Source organism: Nocardioides sp. Z43_10, assembly GCF_059766615.1.
In genome coordinates this window covers 151,988-168,563 of the sequence record NZ_JCBAJY010000004.1, presented here as the reverse complement: position 1 = coordinate 168,563, position 16,576 = coordinate 151,988, and the positions used below count along the sequence as shown (strand labels likewise).

Sequence of the window (16,576 nt, the reverse complement as noted above, 5' to 3'; positions counted from 1 at the left end):
GCGCGTGCTCGGACACACGACCCACTCCCCCGCCAGGCTCCGCCTCCGCCCGCCCGGGTCGTGTGCCTGAAGCCGCGTCATAGCGCGCGCTCGAACACACGACCCACTCCCTCGCTGGACGACGCCGTACGCCCCCCCCCCCTGGCGCGCCCCGCTCGTACGGGTTGTGTGCCTGAGGCCGCGTCATAGCGCGCGCTCGGACACACGACCCGCCAGCGGACGGACCGGCGACGGGCGGCGACGGGCGGCGACGGGCGGCGACGGGCGGCGACGGGCGGAGGCCTACTCGGTTGAGGGGCTCAGGCGTCCTTGAGCCACCACGGTGGCGCGGCGGGGATCCGGGGCAGGGCGGACGAGACCCGGCCGAACCGGTCGTCCTGCTCGGCCCAGGAGCGGTAGGCACGCTCGATCTCGTCGCGCGAGCGGGCCACGAAGTTCCACCACATCAGGATCGGGTCGGGGAACGGCTCGCCGCCCAGCAGCATCACCCGGGTCGGCTCGCGGACCTCGAGGAGGAGCTCGTCGCGGTCCTCCCCCAGATAGCCCAACTTGCCCGGGCCCAGCGGCTGACCGTTGACCGCGACCGCTCCGTCCAGCACCACCAGGGCGTGCTCCCAGTCGGGTCGCAGCGGCAGGGTCGTGGGGCCGTGCAGGCTGAGGTCGACACCGAGCAGCGGCGTGTCGTGTCGGGCCGGGCTGCGCAGTCCGGCGAAGTCGCCCAGCAGCACCGTGGCGAGGCCGCCGTCGACGTCGCCCACCGGCAGCTCGGTGTGGTGCTCGAACCCGCCGCCACCGGCCCGGGTCCCCTCCGGCAGCGCCACCCACAGCTGGATGCCCTCCAGGGTGCCCCGGTAGTGGCCGGTCGCCTCCTCGGAGTGCGTGATGCCGTCGCCGGCGGTCATCAGGTTGAGCTGACCGGGCTGGATCACCTGCTCGGAGCCGAGGCTGTCCTTGTGCAGGACCTCGCCGTCGGTGAGCCAGGTGACGGTCTGCAGCCCGATGTGCGGATGGGGACCGACGTCGAGGCCGCTGTTCTCGGTCACGTCGGCCGGGCCCATGTGGTCGGCGAAGCACCACGCCCCGACCGTACGACGCCCGCGGCGCGGCAGCGCTCGCCGTACCCGGGTCTTGCCCACCTGGGCCTCGTGGCTCTCGCTGATCTCCATGCAGGCGTGCTCGGGGTGGCTCGCCTCGGCCACCTGGGAGGGCGCGTCGGCCTCGGTCACTGGTCCACTCACGGGGCTCCTCCTGTCGGCCGGGCACGATCGGGGTGCTCCCCAGCCTCCCACCTCGCCGGGCTCCGCGGCAGTGGTCCGGTAGCGTCGCGCTCCACCGTCGAGAGGACGCCCGTGCCCCCCATCCAGGTGAACCCGGTCTCCGGCCTCTTCGTCGGGCTCAGCGTCCTCGACGTGATCCAGCTCGTCGAGCGGCTGCCGGACCCCGACGAGAAGGTCGTCGCCCTGGACGTCGGCGTGGCCGCGGGCGGCCCGGCCACGAACGCGGCGGTGGCGTTCGCGGCGCTCGGCGGCCGGGCCACCCTGCTGACCCGCCTCGGGCGCGACCCGGCGAGCGCGCTGGTCCTCGCCGACCTCGCCGCGCACCAGGTGGAGGTCGTCGACGCGGAGGCCGGCACCGACGCCGCCACCACGGTCGCCAGCATCCTCGTCACGCGCGCCACCGGGGAGCGCGCCGTGGTCTCGGCCACCGACCGCGGGCGCTCGCGTGAACAGGCCGGCGGGGGCGCGCACGGCGACCTGCTGGCGCGGGTCCGGCCCGACGTGGTGCTGGTCGACTCCTACGAGGCGGATCTCTCGATCCCGCTGACCCGGCAGGCCCGGGAGCTCTCGGTGCCGGTGATCCTCGACTGCGGCGCCAAGAAGCCCTACACCGACCGGCAGCTGGCCGAGGTGACGGCGGCGGTGGTCTCCGAGCGCTACCTGCCCGGCGGGACGGAGGCGATCGCGGGCGACCTGCGTGCGCACGGCGTGCCCTACGGCGCGATCACCGCCGGGGCCGGCGCCGTCACCCACTGGACCGGCGACGCGGCCCCGGAGACCCTCGCGGTGCCGGCGGTGGACGCGGTCGACACGCTCGGGGCCGGCGACTTCTTCCACGGGGCGCTGGCCTACTTCGTGGCGCGCGACGGGCTCGACCCCGCGACGTACCCCGACTCGCTGCGCCGAGCCGCGCAGGTGGCGGCGCTGTCGGTGCAGTCCTTCGGCAGCAGGTCCTGGCTAGCCAGGCTGGGCGAGCTCTGAGCCGACCAGGCCCGCGTCGCTGACGAAGTCGGCCCGGTCCCGGCACGCCTCGACCAGGGCGGCGTTGGCGTGGTCGACCTGCTCCATCCAGGCCCGCGCCTGCTCCCGGGTCCGGCCGCCGGCGACGTGACGCTCGACGAGCCGCTCGGCCCGCAGCGCCGCCGGCGCCTGGAGGTACCACGCCACGTCGAGCAGTCCGCGCACCGACGACCAGCCCGGGGTGTCGAGCAGCAGGTAGCTGCCCTCGAGGACCACCACCCGGGTCCCGGGCTCGATGCAGCACCGCGCCGCCACCGGCTCGTGCAGCCCGCGGTCGTAGTCGGGGGCGAAGACCGGCTCGGGTCCCCCGGCGCGGACCCGCGCCAGCAGCGCCAGCAGACCAGGTACGTCGAAGGTCTCGGGCGCGCCCTTGCGCTGGCGCAGCCCGCGCTGCTCCAGCTGCAGGTTCGAGAGGTGGAAGCCGTCCATCGCCACCGTCTCGCAGCGCAGCCCGGCCGCCTCCAGGTAGGCGCGGACGCGTGCCGCGACGTAGGTCTTGCCGACCCCGGGCGGGCCGGTGATCCCGAGCAGTACGGCGCGCGGGGACGCCGCGACCAGGCGGCGTACCTCGCCGAGCACCACCGCAGCATCCGCCGTCACGACACCTCCGAGGTCCGAGCGGCCAGTCTCCCCCATCCCCCGGGCTGCGCGGGGTGCTCGGGCTGCGCGGGGTGCTCGAGGCCGAGTCGTCCGCGGGTCGCGAGCACCACGACGACGGCGAGCAGCGCGACGCCCAGCGCTGCGGGCCAGTTGCTCGCGACGGGCCGACCGGTGAGGGCGCCGGCGCCGAACAGCGCCCAGTTGATGGCGTTGTGCCCCAGGACGACGAACAGCAGCGAGCCGCCCGTGCCGTTGACCAGCCAGGACATCACGAAGGACATGGCGATCACGAGGACCAGGTAGGCCAGGAGCTGGCTCGGGTCCTGCCGGGCGGTGTCCCACTCCTCGGTGAGGAACAGGGGCGCATGCCAGAAGCAGTGGATCACCCCGAGCACCAGCGCGGCCGTCATCGGGTGCAGGCGCTGCTGCAGCCGAGGGAGCGCGAAGCCACGCCAGCCCGGCTCCTCCTGGAGCGGCCCCCCGAGCAGGTAGGTCAGGTAGGTGGTGGTCAACAGAGCCAGCGTGACGACCACGCCGTCCTCCGGCGCCAGCGCGACTCCCGGGACCAGCAGGTAGCCGAGGCCGGCGGCCAGGGGAACGACGACCAGGGCGAGCAGGTACCAGACCGGGTGCGCCCGCCACTGCAGCATCCGGTCCAGGAGCCGTCGGGGCCCCGCCGGGCCCTCGCTGATGCGGCTGACCAGCAGGGCGGCGGCGAACGGGCCGGCGAAGAGGCCCAGCTGGTTGATCCCGGCGATCGCCGAGAACGGCGGCTCGAACGGCAGCAGGCCGATCCCGCTGCGCGAGAGCCACCAGGGACTCCACGCCACCCAGGACCCGAGGTAGGCGAGGATGACGAACGCCGCCAGGGGGTGGCGTCGGATCAGCGCGGTCACCGGCCCTCCACGTCCTCGAGCACCGACTGCCAGAAGGCCAGGTCGGCGCGCGCGGTCATCCGCCCCCAGGACAGGACGCGCAGGTGGCTCGGCTGGTCGCCGCCCAGGCCCGGTTGCTCGAGGAACCGCAGCGTCTCGGCCAGCTCGTCCACGCGCCGACGCGCGAGGGGCTCGACGAGCCCGGGGGCGGCGTCCATGAAGAACAGCCGCAGCATCGCGGGGTCACGGTACTGAGCGGGCTCCGGCATCTGCCCCAGCCAGGCGAGGAGCACGTCACGGCCGCCCTCGGTGAGGGTGAAGGTACGGCGCCGGCGGCCGGTCTCCTCCTGGCTGGCCGAGACCAGGCCCAGGTCGGTCAGTCGCTGCGGCTCGGCGTACAGCTGGGATCTGGGCACCTGCCAGAAGAACGACACCGACGCCTCGACGTTGCGGTCCAGCTCGTAGGAGGTCTGCGGCCCGGCGGTCGCCAGCAGCCCGAGAACGACGTAGGAGACCGGCCGAAGCGAATGGTCTGAATCGGACGGTTGCATGCCGGGAACCTAGCACGCAGCCCTTCAGCGATCGGCGGCCCGGGCCGCGACGTTCGCGTCGGAGCAGAAGCCGGTGAGGCGGCGCTTGAGGCACAGCAGCCCCAGGAGGGTCCCCTCGTCGTCGACGACGGCGAGCCGGCGCCGCCCGTGCGCCACCAGCCACTGACGGGCCCACTCGGCGGGCACGTCGGGCGTGATGGTCCGGTCCACGAGGGTGGCCAGGGCCAGGGCCGGGGTCTCGTCGCTCACCGACGCGTCGCAGTCCTCGCGCAGCAGCGTGCCCACGAGGGTGTCCTGCTCGGTGAGCAGCAGCATGTGCACGTGGTCGTCGGCGAACGCGGCCCGGACGGCGCCCATCCGGACGTGCGCGGGCAACGTCTGGGGACGGTGGACGACCACGTCACCCACCGTGGTCCCCGGGCTCTCGAAGAGGGCCGGCGGCTCGGCTAGCAGGGTCATCTCACAGGCTCCTGGTGGCTTCGGCCCGCTGGGGGGCGCTCACGGTCCCGAAGGGGCTCTCACGTCGGTAGGTGCACACCGGACACAGACCCTCCTCGCCGGAGGGGACGAACGCCACCCGGCACCGCTGGCAGCGCGTGGTCGTGCAGCGCGCCAGCTGGGGGGCGGCACCGTTCATCAGCGCGTCCCAGCCGTGGCGCCCGGCATCGGTCATCGCGCTCGCGGGACACAGCTCGACGCAGCGTCCGCAGGCGTCGCAGCCGAAGACGTCCTGGCGCAGCACCCGGGTGGAGGCGGCGCCCTCCCCGATCAGGTGCGACAGGGTCAGCGCCCCGGTCGGGCAACCCCGCACGCAGACGCCGCAGGCGGTGCAGCCCTCGACGTCGAGCACCGCGCTGGCCGGCGGCTCGGAGACGAAGTCGGCCTCCAGCCCCCAGGTGGGGAGGGCCAGCTCGGCGAGCGCCTCCCGGAGCCGGTCCCGCTCCGCTGCGGGCCGCCCGGCCGCGGCGACCTTGCTGCGGACCCCGGCCGTGGTCAGCAGCGCCCGTCGCGGGGTCGGCAGCTCGGCCGCCCCCAGGGGCGGCGACCCAAGGGCGCGACGGAGCCGACGCGGTCCGGACGGCTCGACGGGTGCGGCGCGGTCCTCGACGAGCGTCTCCGGCCGGCGGGCGGCACGCAGCAGACGCGCGGCGTCGGCCAAGGCAGAGGCCGAGGCCGGCTGCGAGCCTCCGGAGGCCGGGTCGGCACAGGCACAGGTGGCCCCGTGGAGGGTCACCGTCCCGGCGCCGGCCAGCACGATCTCCAGGTACGCCGACAGCGGGAGCCGCCCGGCGCACGTCTCGGTGCGCACCACCACCGCATGGCGCGGCACCGGCAGCGGCCGCTCCCAACCCGGGCAGACCAGGTGCAGGTCGACCGGGTCGGGGTGCAGCCACAGCCAGCGCAGCAGCGGCGCCAGCAGGTCCGAGGCAGCCTGCGCAGTCACCGGGTCACGCTGCCAGCGGAAGCCTGGCCTGGGCGACCAGGCCCGACCCGAGCTCGGCCACCGCACGGTAGAACGCGGTCTGGGCTCCGTCGCGGACCCGGGCGAAGAGCTCGTCGGCCCACACCGCCAGGTGCGCCTGCACGAACTCGTCGTGCCTGCGCAGCGCCACCGCGAGCAGCTCGTCGTCGGAGTCGGCGAGCGCATCGAGCGCCTGCAGGCACAGGAACCCGAGCAGCTGCAGCTCCAGGCCCACGTGGTCGTCGGGCTCGCGGTTCAGGGCGGGGGCGACCAGACCGGACTCCTCGTAGGCGCGGCGTACCTGCATCGTCGCCTCGTCGAAGACCAGCCCGTCGCGACTGCGATAGGCCGACTCGTACGGCGGCGCGGCCAGCGGGCCGGGCCCGACGAACAGCTGGTGGAAGTCCGCTACGAGCGGCTCGAGCCCCTGCGCCGCGGCGGCGCGCAGCCGCTGCGCCCCGGCCAGCGACGCGTCGTCGCGCACCGGCCACTCCTGCATCAGCGTCGAGCCGCCCACGCGGTCCAGCAGCCCGGCGTCGGGCGGTTCGAGCAGCAGCCTGGCGAGGAAGGTGTAGGCACCGGCGAGGTCGTCGAGCCGGGCCGCGTCAGCGGTTTTCGTCATCGTCGACTCACATCCCGATCCGGACCATGCCGTCGTAGAACAGCACCCGGCCGATCGTCTCCGAGGCGATCACCAGCGCGAACGCGGTGGTCGCGGTCCACAGCATCATCCGCTCCCGCCCGGCCTGCGCGGCCTTCTGCAGCAGCAGCCCGAGCAGGCCGGCGCCGAGGAAGACCAGGGCCAACCGGAGCGCGAAGGGCGCTCCGCCGCCGGCCATCATCGCCTCCGCGGAGGTGGCCGAGGCCCCGCCCGCGGTCGCCAGGTCCATGGCGTGCAGGGGCAGCACCACGAACTCGACGCCGACCAGCACGATGGCGGCAGCGGCGACGCCGCGCAGGGTCGCCGACACGAGCGTGGCCTCGACGGCGTCCGTCTCGGTGCCGCGCCGGTGGTGCCAGGCGAGCACGCCGACGAACGCGGCGCCGATGTTGAGCGCGCCCAGCAGGAAGGTGGTGGTGAAGAACGAGACCGGGGTGGTCCAGCTGTCCCACGCGGGCACGGTCGGCAGCATGTAGACCATCGACATCGCGTACACCAGCCCCAGCCCGACCAGCGCGGTGAGCGCGGCGAGCAGCTGGCGCAGCCGCGGGGTCAGCCACCGGAACCACTGGGTGGCGGCGAAGGCCGCGCCGAGCCCCGCGAAGGCCGAGCCCATCAGGATCTCGCGAGACAGCCAGCTCGAGTCGACGTGGCGCACGGCGTTGAGCGCGTTCATCGGGTTGCCCAGGTGCAGCATGCTCGCCGCCAGCCCGAGCACCATCACCGGGCCGATGACGTAGAGCGCGGGATCGGAGAGCTTGTCGACCCGCTCCTCGGAGACCCCGCGTAGGCGGGCGATCAGGTGGACCACCCCGAGGATCACGAAGGAGCCCACGGCCAGCTGCGCCAGGATCGTGAAGGTGACCAGCGGGAGCTCGTCGGTGTGCATGTCAGATCTCCTCGGGGTTGGCGATCGCGCCGTTGCCCTCGCCGGTGCGCTGGGCGTTGCGGTGCGGGCGGACGACCAGGTTGGGCTTGGTGATGCCGGAGTCCGGCAGCGGCTCGACGTCGGCCACGTCGCCGTACTCGGCGCGCAGCTCGTCGATGTCACCGAACTTCAGCACCCGCGAGGGGCAGGAGGCCACGCAGGCGGGCTCTTTGCCCTCGGCCAGGTAGTCGGCGCAGAAGTCGCACTTGGTCATCACCCCGGCCTCGGCGTCGAACTGGGGGGCCGAGTAGGGGCAGGCCCACTCGCAGTAGCGGCAGCCCACGCACTTGTCCGCGTCCACGGTCACCAGCCCGTCGTCGCCCTTGTGCATGGCGGTGGTCGGGCACACCTTCACGCAGATCGGGTCCTCGCAGTGGTTGCACGAGATCGAGGTGTAGTAGGTGAAGACGTTCGACTCGAACGTCCGGGCCTGGTCGTCACCGCTCCAGGAGCCGCCGGTGTACTCCACGACTCGGCGCCAGCTGATGCCCAGCGGCAGGTCGTTCTTGTCCTTGCACGCGACCTGGCAGGCCTTGCACCCGGTGCAGTACTGCTGGTCGACGTAGAACCCAAGCTGCTTTGTCATGATGACGCCTTCTCGATCTGGACCAGGGTGGTGTGCTGGGCGTTGCCCTTGGCGAGCGGGGACGGACGGTGGCTGGTCAGGGTGTTGGTGCACCCGCCGGCGTCGACGCCGTCGGCGCGCGGCGCGTACCACGCGCCCTGCGGGACGGAGACCACGCCGGGTGCGATCCGCGGGGTCACGTGCGCGACGATCTCGATGCGCCCGCGCTCGTTGAAGACCTGCACCTTGTCGTTCTGCTCGATGCCACGCTCCTGGGCGTCGCGAGTGTTGATCCACGCCATCTGCGGGTGGGCCTCCTGCATCCAGTCGACGTTGCCGTAGGTGGAGTGGGTGCGCTGCTTGTAGTGGTGACCGATCAGCTGCAGCGGGTGCTTGGCGTCCTCGGCCGCGGCCTCGGCGCCCTCCCAGGTGGGGACGTACGCCGGGATCGCGGTGATCTGGTCGCCCTCACGCAGCTCCCAGGTCTCGGAGAGCTCCTGGAGCCCCTCGGAGTACACCTCGATGAGGCCCGAGGGGGTCGGCAGCGGGTTCTTCTTCGGGTCCGCGCGGAACTCCGCGAGCGGGATCACCGCCCCGTCCGGGCTGGCCTGCTTCCAGATGCCCTTCTCCCGCAGCTCGTCGAAGCCGGGCAGCCCCGGGACCGTCGCCTGGCTCTCCTTGACGATCTGGCGCAGCCACTGCTCCTGGGTCTTGCCCTCGGTGAACTGCTCCTCCACGCCGAGGCGGCGTGCCAGCTCGGTGCACATGTCGTAGACCGGGCGGCACTCCCACATCGGCTCGATCGCCTGGTCGGCGAAGATCGCGTAGCCGAGGTTGCCCGAGCTGCCCTGGCTGGCCAGGTCGGCCTGCTCGGCGGTGGAGGTGTCGGGCAGCAGGATGTCGGCGTACCTGGCTGAGACCGTCATCTGGTGCTCGATCACCACGATCGTCTCGCACTGGGAGTCGTCGGCCAGGATCTCCGCGGTCCGGTTGATGTCACCGTGCTGGTTGACCAGCGCGTTGCCGGCGTACTGCCAGATGAACTTGATCGGCGCGTCGAGCTTGTCCTTGCCCGTCACGCCGTCGGCCAGGGCGGTCATCTCGGTGCCGCGGGTGATGGCGTCGGTCCACAGGTAGAACGGGATCGCGGTCTCCACCGGGTTGGTCAGGGTGGGGAACGACGACATCGCGAGCTTGTAGGCGCCCTCGCGGCCACCGGTGCCGCCGCCGGGGATGCCGATGTTGCCGGTGAGGCAGGCAAGGGTGAAGATCGCCCGCGCGGTGTTCTCCCCGTTGGCGTGGCGCTGCGGGCCCCAGCCCTGGGTGATGCTGCACGGCTTCGCCAGCGCGATCTCGCGGGCCAGGCGGGTGATGGTGTCGGCCGGGACGCCGGTGATCGTCGCCGCCCACTCGGGCGTCTTCGCGATCTGGTCGGGGCCCTGGCCCATCACGTACGAGCGGTAGGAGCTGCCCGGCTTGGCCGACTTCGGCAGCGTCTTCTCGTCGAACCCGACGCAGTAGGTGTCCATGAACTTCTGGTCCTGGAGGTTCTCGCTGAGGATCACGTGCGCCATGCCGGCGACCAGGGCCGGGTCGGTGCCGGGCCGCATCGGCACCCACTCGTCGGCGATGGTGACGGCGGTGTCGGTGTAGCGCGGGTCGATGACGATGACCTTCACGCCGCTGAGCTGCTTGGCGCGCTGGGTCACGAACAGCTCGCCGCCGCCGCTCATCCGGGTCTCGTGCGGGTTGTTGCCCCACATCACGACGAGCTTGGAGTTCACCGCGTCGTCGAAGCTGTTCGAGGCGGTCCACTCGCCGTAGAAGTACGGGTAGGCGGCCGAGATCTGTGCGGTGCTGTAGTCGCCGTAGTGGTTGAGGTAGCCACCCAGGCAGTTCATCAGCCGCGCGATGGGGGTGCTGCCGGGCGGCCAGCTCTTCGCGATGGTCGCCCCGAGGGTGCCGGTGCCGTAGTTGATGTACACCGACTCGTTGCCGTGCTTGTCGATGGTGCCCTTGAGCCGCGAGGCGATCTCGTCGAAGGCCTCCTCCCAGGAGATCCGCTCGAACTTGCCCTCGCCGCGCTTCCCGACCCGACGCATCGGGTACTTGAGGCGGTCGGGGTTGTAGATGCGGTGCCGGATGGAGCGGCCGCGCACGCAGGCCCGGATCTGCTGGCTGCCCATCTCGTCGTCGCCGGTGTCGTCGGACAGCACCCGGACGATCCGGCCGTCCTCGACGACCAGGCGCAGCGGGCACCGGCTGCCGCAGTTGACCATGCACGCGCTCCACACGATCTTCTGCTCGCTACCCGCCGTGTCGCTCTCACCCGCGGCGCTCATCGGCAGCAGGCCGTACCCGGCTCCACCGGTGACGGCCGCCGCTCCCCCGGCCGCGGCACTCCACTTGACGAAGTTCCGCCGTCGTACGGACGTCTCCAATGTCTCGGCGACGATGGGGGGAAATGACGGCATAGCCACTCCTGGCAGGGTTCGGGGGGGACTCCGAATTCCGAAGTCGCCTCACCGTACGAATTCTTGCAAGGGTTGCGGCAGGGACTAAAGGACCAAGCGAACCGTGACGGGGCTCTCGCAGGTCTGCCTTACTTGGGCATTTCGCCGGTGGCGATTCGTCAAGAATTCACAACGCGCGACGTCAGCAATCCGGCGTCGACGATCCGATCTCGCTTGGGTAACGAAGACGACCTGTCGCACGAGCCGAGACGCGCACCCGAACGAGATCCACGTCACACTGGCCTACACTCTCCCCAGGACCCTTCGTCTCGGGAAGGAACGTCGTGAACTATGTCGTGAGCGTCATCTTCCGGGCCATCCCGCTGGCGATGATGGCCGTCTGCGTCGGCCTCGGCCTGTACGTCGCGAGCGCGGGCGACGCGCCGGGGAACTTCGTCGCCGGGCGGGTACTGACGGCGCTCGGCGCGATCTGCCTGTGCCTGTTCTGCACCGCCGCGACGATCATCCGCCAGCTGATCGGGCGCTTCAACGCGGTCGACCGCGTCTTGTACCCGGCGCTCGGCTACCTCACCGCCGTCCTCACCACGGCCTACGGCGTGTCACTGTTCGCGGGCGAGTCCGGGGCGGGTGTGAACGACCACTACGTGGCCGGGCACGTGATCCTCGGGATCGCCCTGATCAGCGGCTGCGTCTCGACCGTCGCGACGGTCTCCACGAGGTTCTCGCTGATCCCCGCGAACTCGAGCCGGCCCGTGGGCGACCGGACGCCGCCGGCGGGAGCCTTCCCACGCTCGGGGATGCTGGTGCTGGCGGCCATCCCCGTCGTCCTCGCGCTGGTGACCTGGGGCGTCGCGATCACCAACCTGGCGCTGCCGGTCTCGCCTGCGCGCTTCACGGTGGGCCACGTCGTCTCCGGGCTCGCGATGATCTGTACCAGCCTGATCGGGCTGGTGCTGAGCATCCTGCGCCAGATCAACGACACCTACGGCCCACGCGAGCGGCTCCTGTGGCCGGGACTGGTGATCGCGATGGGGACGACCGCGCTGGTCTGGGGGGTGGTGGTGCGGGTGCTGGACAGCGAGCCCTACTACCGCACCCCCGGCTTCGTGCTGATCGGACTGGGGCTGATCTGCTTCAGCATCCTCAGCAAGGTCGGCCTCCTCGCTCTGGTCTGGCGCCGCACGTTCGCCCTCGCCAACCGGGTGCCGCTGATCCCGATCGCCACCGCGCTCTCGTGCCTGTTCCTGGCCGCGTTCGTGTTCCAGGCCGCGGTCACCGACACCAACGTCTTCATCGCCGCCCGGGTGCTCGTAGGGCTCGGCGCCGTCTGCTTCACGCTCTACTCCATCGTCAGCATCCTGGAGAGCGGCACCTCGGGGTCGGATTCCTGAGTTCGTGCGCCCGGCGGCGCGAAATGCGGCCGCTGCGGCGTTGTGCGAATTCAAATAGAGAGAATTCCAATTCCTCTCAGCAGATCGCCTCACCGCGAATAACGGGTCAGCGGTCAGCCTTTGTTCAGCTCCTCGGCGAGCATCACGATGATGCCGCTGGGGCCACGGACGTAAGTGAGCCGGTAGACGTCGCCGCACGTCGCCACGCCGCGCAGCGGGTGACAGCCGTGCCTGGCGGCGATCGCGAGCGCCTCGTCGAGGTCGTCGACCGAGAAGGCGACCCGATGCATGCCGATCTCGTGGGGCCGGGTCGGCTCCGTCTCGATCGCTTCGGGGTGGAGGTACTCGAAGAGCTCGAGGCGGCCGTGGCCATCCGGCGTCTGGAGCATGGCGATCTTGACGTGGTTGCCGTCCAGGCCGACGGCGGTGTCGGCCCACTCACCGCTCACCGTGTCCCGGCCCAGGAGGCTCAGCCCGAGGTCGGTGAAGAAGGCGATCGTCGCGTCCAGGTCGCGGACGGCGATAGGCGAGCGGCGCCTCGCACCTCGACCATCCGGGCCAGCTCTGCGGGGTCGGCCATGCTGATGGCCTCGTCGACGAACGTCAGGAGCCGGACCGCTTGTCCGGACCTGGCCGCCGCCTGGACCTTGTGGTGGCCGTCGATGAGGAAGTGCTGCAGCAGCCAGTGCCAATACCAGTACCAGTCCTCCCGTGCTGCCCCGCAGCGACTTGAAGACGACGCAGGTCGCTGAGGACGCTACGGCTGCGCGAGGTGCAGATCCGCGCGCCTGGCCGGCGCCGGTAACCCCGCCCAGTGACCGACGGGTAACTGGAGATTCCCCTTCACCTGGTGCGTGCGATCCACCAGTTACCTGCGGGTAGGCGGGGCGGGCGCCGGAGCGGTGGTGAGCGGAGCGCACCGTGGGAGCCAGCCATCGGCCCGGTGGCACAGGTCAGCCACGTCCACCGTCCGCGTGAGGCTGGACCGTCCCCGATGACCCAGTTGGACCGGCAGTGCTTCAGTCGATGCGGACGACGACCCGTCCTATCGGCTGGCCGGACATGAGGTGGCGCATCGCCTCTGGCACCTGGTCCAGGGGAAAGGTCGAGTCGACCACGACGCGCACGTGTCCCGTCTCCATGAGGCTTGCAAGGGTGCCCAGCAACTGCCGCTTGTCCGGTGACGCGAAGGACCCGCCGCGTAGCTGGGGGGACACAGCCGAGCGCGCCATGAGTCCCAGGAGGCGCGGGATGCTGCCGAGCCAGCGGTGCCCGGTCGCGCCGAATGCGTCGTGCCCGATCAGGACGTATTGCCCTCGCGGGTCCAGTGCACGGCGTATCGCCCCGAAGGAGTGGTTGCCGGGCACGTCGAAGATGAGGTCCCACTGCTCACCGCTGCGCGTGAAGTCCTCTGAGGTGTAGTCGATGACTCGGTCCGCGCCCAGGGATCGCACGAGTGCGAGCTTGCTCGTCTGATCGACACCGGTGACCTGCGCGCCGTACGCCTTGGCGAGCTGTACGGCGATCGCGCCGACGCCTCCCGCGGCACCGTTGACCAAGACTCGCGACCCGGAGGGCACCCGGCGTTGCGGCAGGTTGTTCAGAGCGATGAGCCCGGCGGTCGGCACCGCGGCCGCCTCCTCGAAGCTGACGCCGGAAGGCTTGAGCGCCACCCCTTCCTCGGGGGCAGTGGCGTACTCGGCGAATGCACCGCCGTTGCTCCACTGCATACCGCGAAGGGTCTCCCCGAACACCTCGTCACCCGGCGCGAACCTGGTCACCGCGTTGCCGACCGACTCCACCACCCCGGCGACGTCGGTCCCGGGCACTCGCACCCGGGGGCGCCTGATCCCGGATCCCATGAGCCGGAGCACCGCCGGCCGGCCAGCCACGACGTGCCACACATCCGGATGCACGGAGGCTGCCCGCACCCGGACCATCACCTCGTCCTCGACCGGCACAGGACGGGGGACATCGCTCAGGCTGAGACGGTCGACGGATCCGTAGCCGCTCTGGACGATCGCTCTCATGGTCGGACCGTAGTGGACCCGCCTCGAGGCCGTGGGAAAAGCTCGGCCGGTACTAGATAGGCCCAGAAATGCACGTTGGCCCCCACAAGACGTAGGGGCCAAGGTGCGAATCTATTCGAATCTCTTGGTAGCGGGGGCAGGATTTGAACCTGCGACCTCTGGGTTATGAGCCCAGCGAGCTACCGAACTGCTCCACCCCGCGTCGCTGAGGACGAGGTTACCCTCCCCCGCCCCCAGAGGTCACACAGCCCCACCGCGGCGGGCGGACGACGTCGCTCAGGCGGTCGCCCGGGGTCGGCGCCGTGCCGGCCGGCGGATGACCGAGCCGGGCTTGGAGGCGAGCAGCGGGTCGAAGTCGTCGGTGAGCGGGGTCAGGCGGGCCTCGTCCACGAGCACGGCGCCCTCGCGCACCTCCTGGACGAGGTCGCGCCCGAGCACGGCTCCGGCGGTGCCCATCCCGCCCCAGATGGTGGCGTTGATGCCGAACATGTGCTCGGTGCTGCCGCCGGCCAGGAACAGGCCCGGGATGTGGGTGGTGACGCGCGGCCGGAACGGGCCGAGGTTCCTCAGCAGCGGGGCGATGCCGTAGCAGGAGCCGTCGCTGGTGAGCGTGAAGCGCTCCTGGGTGATCGGCGTGGACGCCTCGCAGAAGACCATCCGCTCGCGCAGGTCGGGGATCATCAGCTCGGCGGTGTCGAGCACCCGCTGGGTGAGCTCCTCCTTGAGCTGCAGGTAGCGCTCGTCACGGCCGTAGCCGCCGTCGGCGGGGCTGGTCTCGACGTTCCAGAACGCGTGGTCCTTGGGCGCCCAGCTCACCAGCTCGAGCGTCGAGTACCCCGGCGGCGCCGAATGGGTCCCCTCGGGGTCCTTGGCGGTGGGGCAGCTGATGCCCACCGGCATCCGCTCGGGGCAGCGCCCCGCGGCCACCTCGCGGTAGTAGCCGTCGACGTCGTTGGTGGGCCACACCCAGGCCAGCGGCGGGGTGTCGCGCTCACGCAGGTCGACGTCGAGCGCGACGTAGACCGCGAACATCGGCAGCGTCATCTCCAGGCGCTCCAGCCTGCGCCGCAGCCGGCGGGTCAGGTGCTCCGCGCCGACGAGCTCGGCCCAGGTCTTCTTGAAGTCCGCCGCGGAGACCACCGCCTCGGCGCGGATCTCCTCACCGCCGCGCAGGCGTACGCCGACCGCGCGCCCGTCCTCGATCAGGATCCGCTCGACCCGGGCCTTGGTGCGGACCTTCCCGCCGTGGGTCTGCACGACGTCGGTCAGGTGCGCGCCGATCACCTGTCCCCCGCCCCGCGGGTAGTAGGCGCCGGCCTGGAGGTAGTGGTGCAGGAAGCCGGCGTGCATGGCGGTGGGCGTGCGGTGCGGCGGCCAGGTGTAGTCGCCGTTCTCCGCCAGGATCACCGCCTGGGCGTCGGCGCTGAGCCCGCACGCCGCCATCAGCGTCGTGATCGGCCGCACGCCCCAGCGCAGCAGGGCGAGCGGACGCCGGCGCGGGTGCTCGTGGGTGGCGATGGTGCGCATGATCCGCACGCACCGGCGCAGACCCGCCTCCTCCTCGGGGAACGCCGCGACCAGGCGCTCCAGGTAGGTGTCCCAGCCGGTCGGCGTCTGGAACGTGGTGTCCGGGATCATGATCTGGCAGTGACCCTCCGGGCGCTGGCGCAGCCACTTGATCCGCTCGGTCAGCGCCAGCCCGGAGAGCGCGGTCTGCATCCGGCCGCCGGGGCCGCACTCGCCGACGTAGTGGGTGCCGACGTCGAACTCGAACTTGTTGCCCGCCCGGCGGAAGACCTGGGTGCTGCCGCCGACCACCTGGTTGGCCTCCAGCACCAGGACCCGCTTGCCGGCGGCGGCCAGGTACGCGGCGCAGGTGAGGCCACCGGGGCCCGCCCCCACCACCACGACGTCCCAGGTCGCCGGGTCCGGCTCCGCGGCCGAGTGGTCGGCCGCCTCGGGGCTGGGCGTCGGCCGTGGCGGGGTCTGCGTCATGGCGGCATCGCTTTCGGGAGAAGACATCTGGAGTCGGACTCCAGTTAACTCGGTGTCGACCATCACCCTGCGCCCGGTCGACCTCGCGGCCTCGTCGTTCACGTGCCCTCGTCGCGACGGGCGTGCCGACCGCCTGGACCGGCCGGCCGCGGCCGCGGCGCCTGCGGCGGCTGCACCGGGACCTGGCGCTGGGCGGGATGCTCGTCGCGGCGCAGCAGCTCGGCGTTGGCGGCGATGACCTCCCGGCTGGCGGCCCAGTCGCCGGCGTCGGTCTCCCAGATGCGCTCGAACCCGTGCCGCACCTCGACGTGCCAGTGCCGGCCGAACACCACCCGGGCGAGCACCGCGAACGGGAGCAGCACCACCAGCGCGAGGAGCTCGACGAGGGCGAAGGTGACGCCGATCGCGGCGAGGATCAGGGTCGGGATCGCGAGCGCGAGCCCGACCAGCCACAGGACGCAGCCGATCGGGTCGTCCGGCTCCGCCTCGAGGAACCCCAGGCCCTCCACCTGGTCGGAGAACTCACCGCGCCGACGCCAGGGCAGCCACCGCCGCGAGACGCGCCACACCCTGCCGTGGGAGTCCCGGACCTTCATGGGAGGTGACTGTAGGGCAAGCCACGACGAAATGACTTCAGCCCCCCAGGCTGAGCCTGGAGGGCTGAAGTCTTAGTAGCGGGGGCAGGATTTGAACCTGCGACCTCTGGGTTATGAGCCCAGCGAGCTACCGAACTGCTCCACCCCGCGC

The 16,576-nt window shown here is 71.7% G+C and carries 16 protein-coding genes and 2 tRNA genes; 2 read left to right on the top strand and 16 right to left on the bottom strand.

Going from position 1 to position 16,576, the window contains the following annotated elements; translation table 11 throughout:
* Positions 1-299 precede the first annotated feature (299 nt).
* The gene (locus AC6EI4_RS09050; RefSeq protein WP_498451251.1) at positions 300-1,238 is read right to left on the bottom strand and encodes a pirin family protein; all 939 of its coding nucleotides are present in this window, start codon (positions 1,236-1,238) and stop codon (positions 300-302) included.
* 111 nt (positions 1,239-1,349) lie between these two features.
* Here AC6EI4_RS09050 and AC6EI4_RS09045 point away from each other — a divergent pair, with 111 nt between their 5' ends.
* Positions 1,350-2,258 carry a PfkB family carbohydrate kinase gene (locus AC6EI4_RS09045; protein WP_498451250.1) on the top strand — a complete coding sequence of 303 codons (909 nt, stop codon included), beginning with the start codon at positions 1,350-1,352 and terminating at the stop codon, positions 2,256-2,258.
* Here the strand turns inward: AC6EI4_RS09045 and AC6EI4_RS09040 are convergent.
* The 9 genes from AC6EI4_RS09040 to AC6EI4_RS09000 are packed head-to-tail and all read right to left on the bottom strand — an operon-like array spanning position 2,235 to position 10,413.
* A complete protein-coding gene (locus AC6EI4_RS09040; protein ID WP_498451249.1) occupies positions 2,235-2,897 on the bottom strand; it encodes a nucleoside/nucleotide kinase family protein in 663 nt (220 codons plus the stop codon). The genes AC6EI4_RS09045 and AC6EI4_RS09040 overlap by 24 nt on opposite strands.
* Positions 2,894-3,793: a CPBP family intramembrane glutamic endopeptidase gene (locus tag AC6EI4_RS09035; RefSeq protein WP_498451248.1), complete on the bottom strand. Its 900-nt coding sequence runs from the start codon at positions 3,791-3,793 to the stop codon at positions 2,894-2,896. The genes AC6EI4_RS09040 and AC6EI4_RS09035 overlap by 4 nt, the downstream gene beginning before the upstream one ends.
* Positions 3,790-4,323 (bottom strand): PadR family transcriptional regulator, encoded by a 534-nt coding sequence (locus AC6EI4_RS09030; RefSeq protein ID WP_498422295.1) that lies wholly within the window; start codon positions 4,321-4,323, stop codon positions 3,790-3,792. The genes AC6EI4_RS09035 and AC6EI4_RS09030 overlap by 4 nt, the downstream gene beginning before the upstream one ends.
* A gap of 24 nt (positions 4,324-4,347) precedes the next feature.
* Entirely contained in the window at positions 4,348-4,782 is a 435-nt protein-coding gene (locus AC6EI4_RS09025) for a CBS domain-containing protein (RefSeq protein ID WP_498422294.1), read from the bottom strand.
* A gap of 1 nt (position 4,783) precedes the next feature.
* Complete coding sequence (locus AC6EI4_RS09020) at positions 4,784-5,767, bottom strand: ATP-binding protein (RefSeq protein WP_498451247.1); 984 nt, start codon at positions 5,765-5,767, stop codon at positions 4,784-4,786.
* A gap of 4 nt (positions 5,768-5,771) precedes the next feature.
* A complete protein-coding gene (locus AC6EI4_RS09015) occupies positions 5,772-6,407 on the bottom strand; it encodes a TorD/DmsD family molecular chaperone (protein WP_498422291.1) in 636 nt (211 codons plus the stop codon).
* A gap of 7 nt (positions 6,408-6,414) precedes the next feature.
* A complete protein-coding gene (locus AC6EI4_RS09010; protein WP_498451246.1) occupies positions 6,415-7,335 on the bottom strand; it encodes a dimethyl sulfoxide reductase anchor subunit family protein in 921 nt (306 codons plus the stop codon).
* A 1-nt stretch (position 7,336) separates the two neighbouring features.
* Positions 7,337-7,960 (bottom strand): DMSO/selenate family reductase complex B subunit, encoded by a 624-nt coding sequence (locus tag AC6EI4_RS09005; protein ID WP_498422287.1) that lies wholly within the window; start codon positions 7,958-7,960, stop codon positions 7,337-7,339.
* The gene (locus AC6EI4_RS09000) at positions 7,957-10,413 is read right to left on the bottom strand and encodes a DMSO/selenate family reductase complex A subunit (RefSeq protein WP_498451245.1); all 2,457 of its coding nucleotides are present in this window, start codon (positions 10,411-10,413) and stop codon (positions 7,957-7,959) included. The genes AC6EI4_RS09005 and AC6EI4_RS09000 overlap by 4 nt, the downstream gene beginning before the upstream one ends.
* Positions 10,414-10,736: 323 nt before the next feature.
* On the opposite strand from AC6EI4_RS09000, the gene AC6EI4_RS08995 reads away from it, so the two are divergent.
* Positions 10,737-11,804 (top strand): DUF2776 family protein, encoded by a 1,068-nt coding sequence (locus tag AC6EI4_RS08995; RefSeq protein ID WP_498451244.1) that lies wholly within the window; start codon positions 10,737-10,739, stop codon positions 11,802-11,804.
* Positions 11,805-11,917: 113 nt separating this feature from the next.
* Here the strand turns inward: AC6EI4_RS08995 and AC6EI4_RS08990 are convergent, their stop codons facing one another.
* The 6 genes from AC6EI4_RS08990 to AC6EI4_RS08965 form a co-directional block, all read right to left on the bottom strand.
* Positions 11,918-12,724 (bottom strand): VOC family protein, encoded by an 807-nt coding sequence (locus AC6EI4_RS08990; RefSeq protein ID WP_498451243.1) that lies wholly within the window; start codon positions 12,722-12,724, stop codon positions 11,918-11,920.
* Between the two features lie 99 nt (positions 12,725-12,823).
* Positions 12,824-13,834 carry an NAD(P)-dependent alcohol dehydrogenase gene (locus tag AC6EI4_RS08985; protein ID WP_498451242.1) on the bottom strand — a complete coding sequence of 337 codons (1,011 nt, stop codon included), beginning with the start codon at positions 13,832-13,834 and terminating at the stop codon, positions 12,824-12,826.
* Positions 13,835-13,959: 125 nt separating this feature from the next.
* Positions 13,960-14,036: transfer RNA gene (locus AC6EI4_RS08980), tRNA-Met, on the bottom strand.
* Positions 14,037-14,110: 74 nt separating this feature from the next.
* Complete coding sequence (locus AC6EI4_RS08975) at positions 14,111-15,829, bottom strand: phytoene desaturase family protein (RefSeq protein ID WP_498451241.1); 1,719 nt, start codon at positions 15,827-15,829, stop codon at positions 14,111-14,113.
* A gap of 98 nt (positions 15,830-15,927) precedes the next feature.
* Positions 15,928-16,425, bottom strand: a complete 498-nt coding sequence (locus tag AC6EI4_RS08970) for a hypothetical protein (protein ID WP_498451240.1) — start codon at positions 16,423-16,425, stop codon at positions 15,928-15,930.
* Positions 16,426-16,501: 76 nt separating this feature from the next.
* A tRNA-Met gene (locus AC6EI4_RS08965) sits at positions 16,502-16,575 on the bottom strand.
* Position 16,576: the final 1 nt, after the last annotated feature.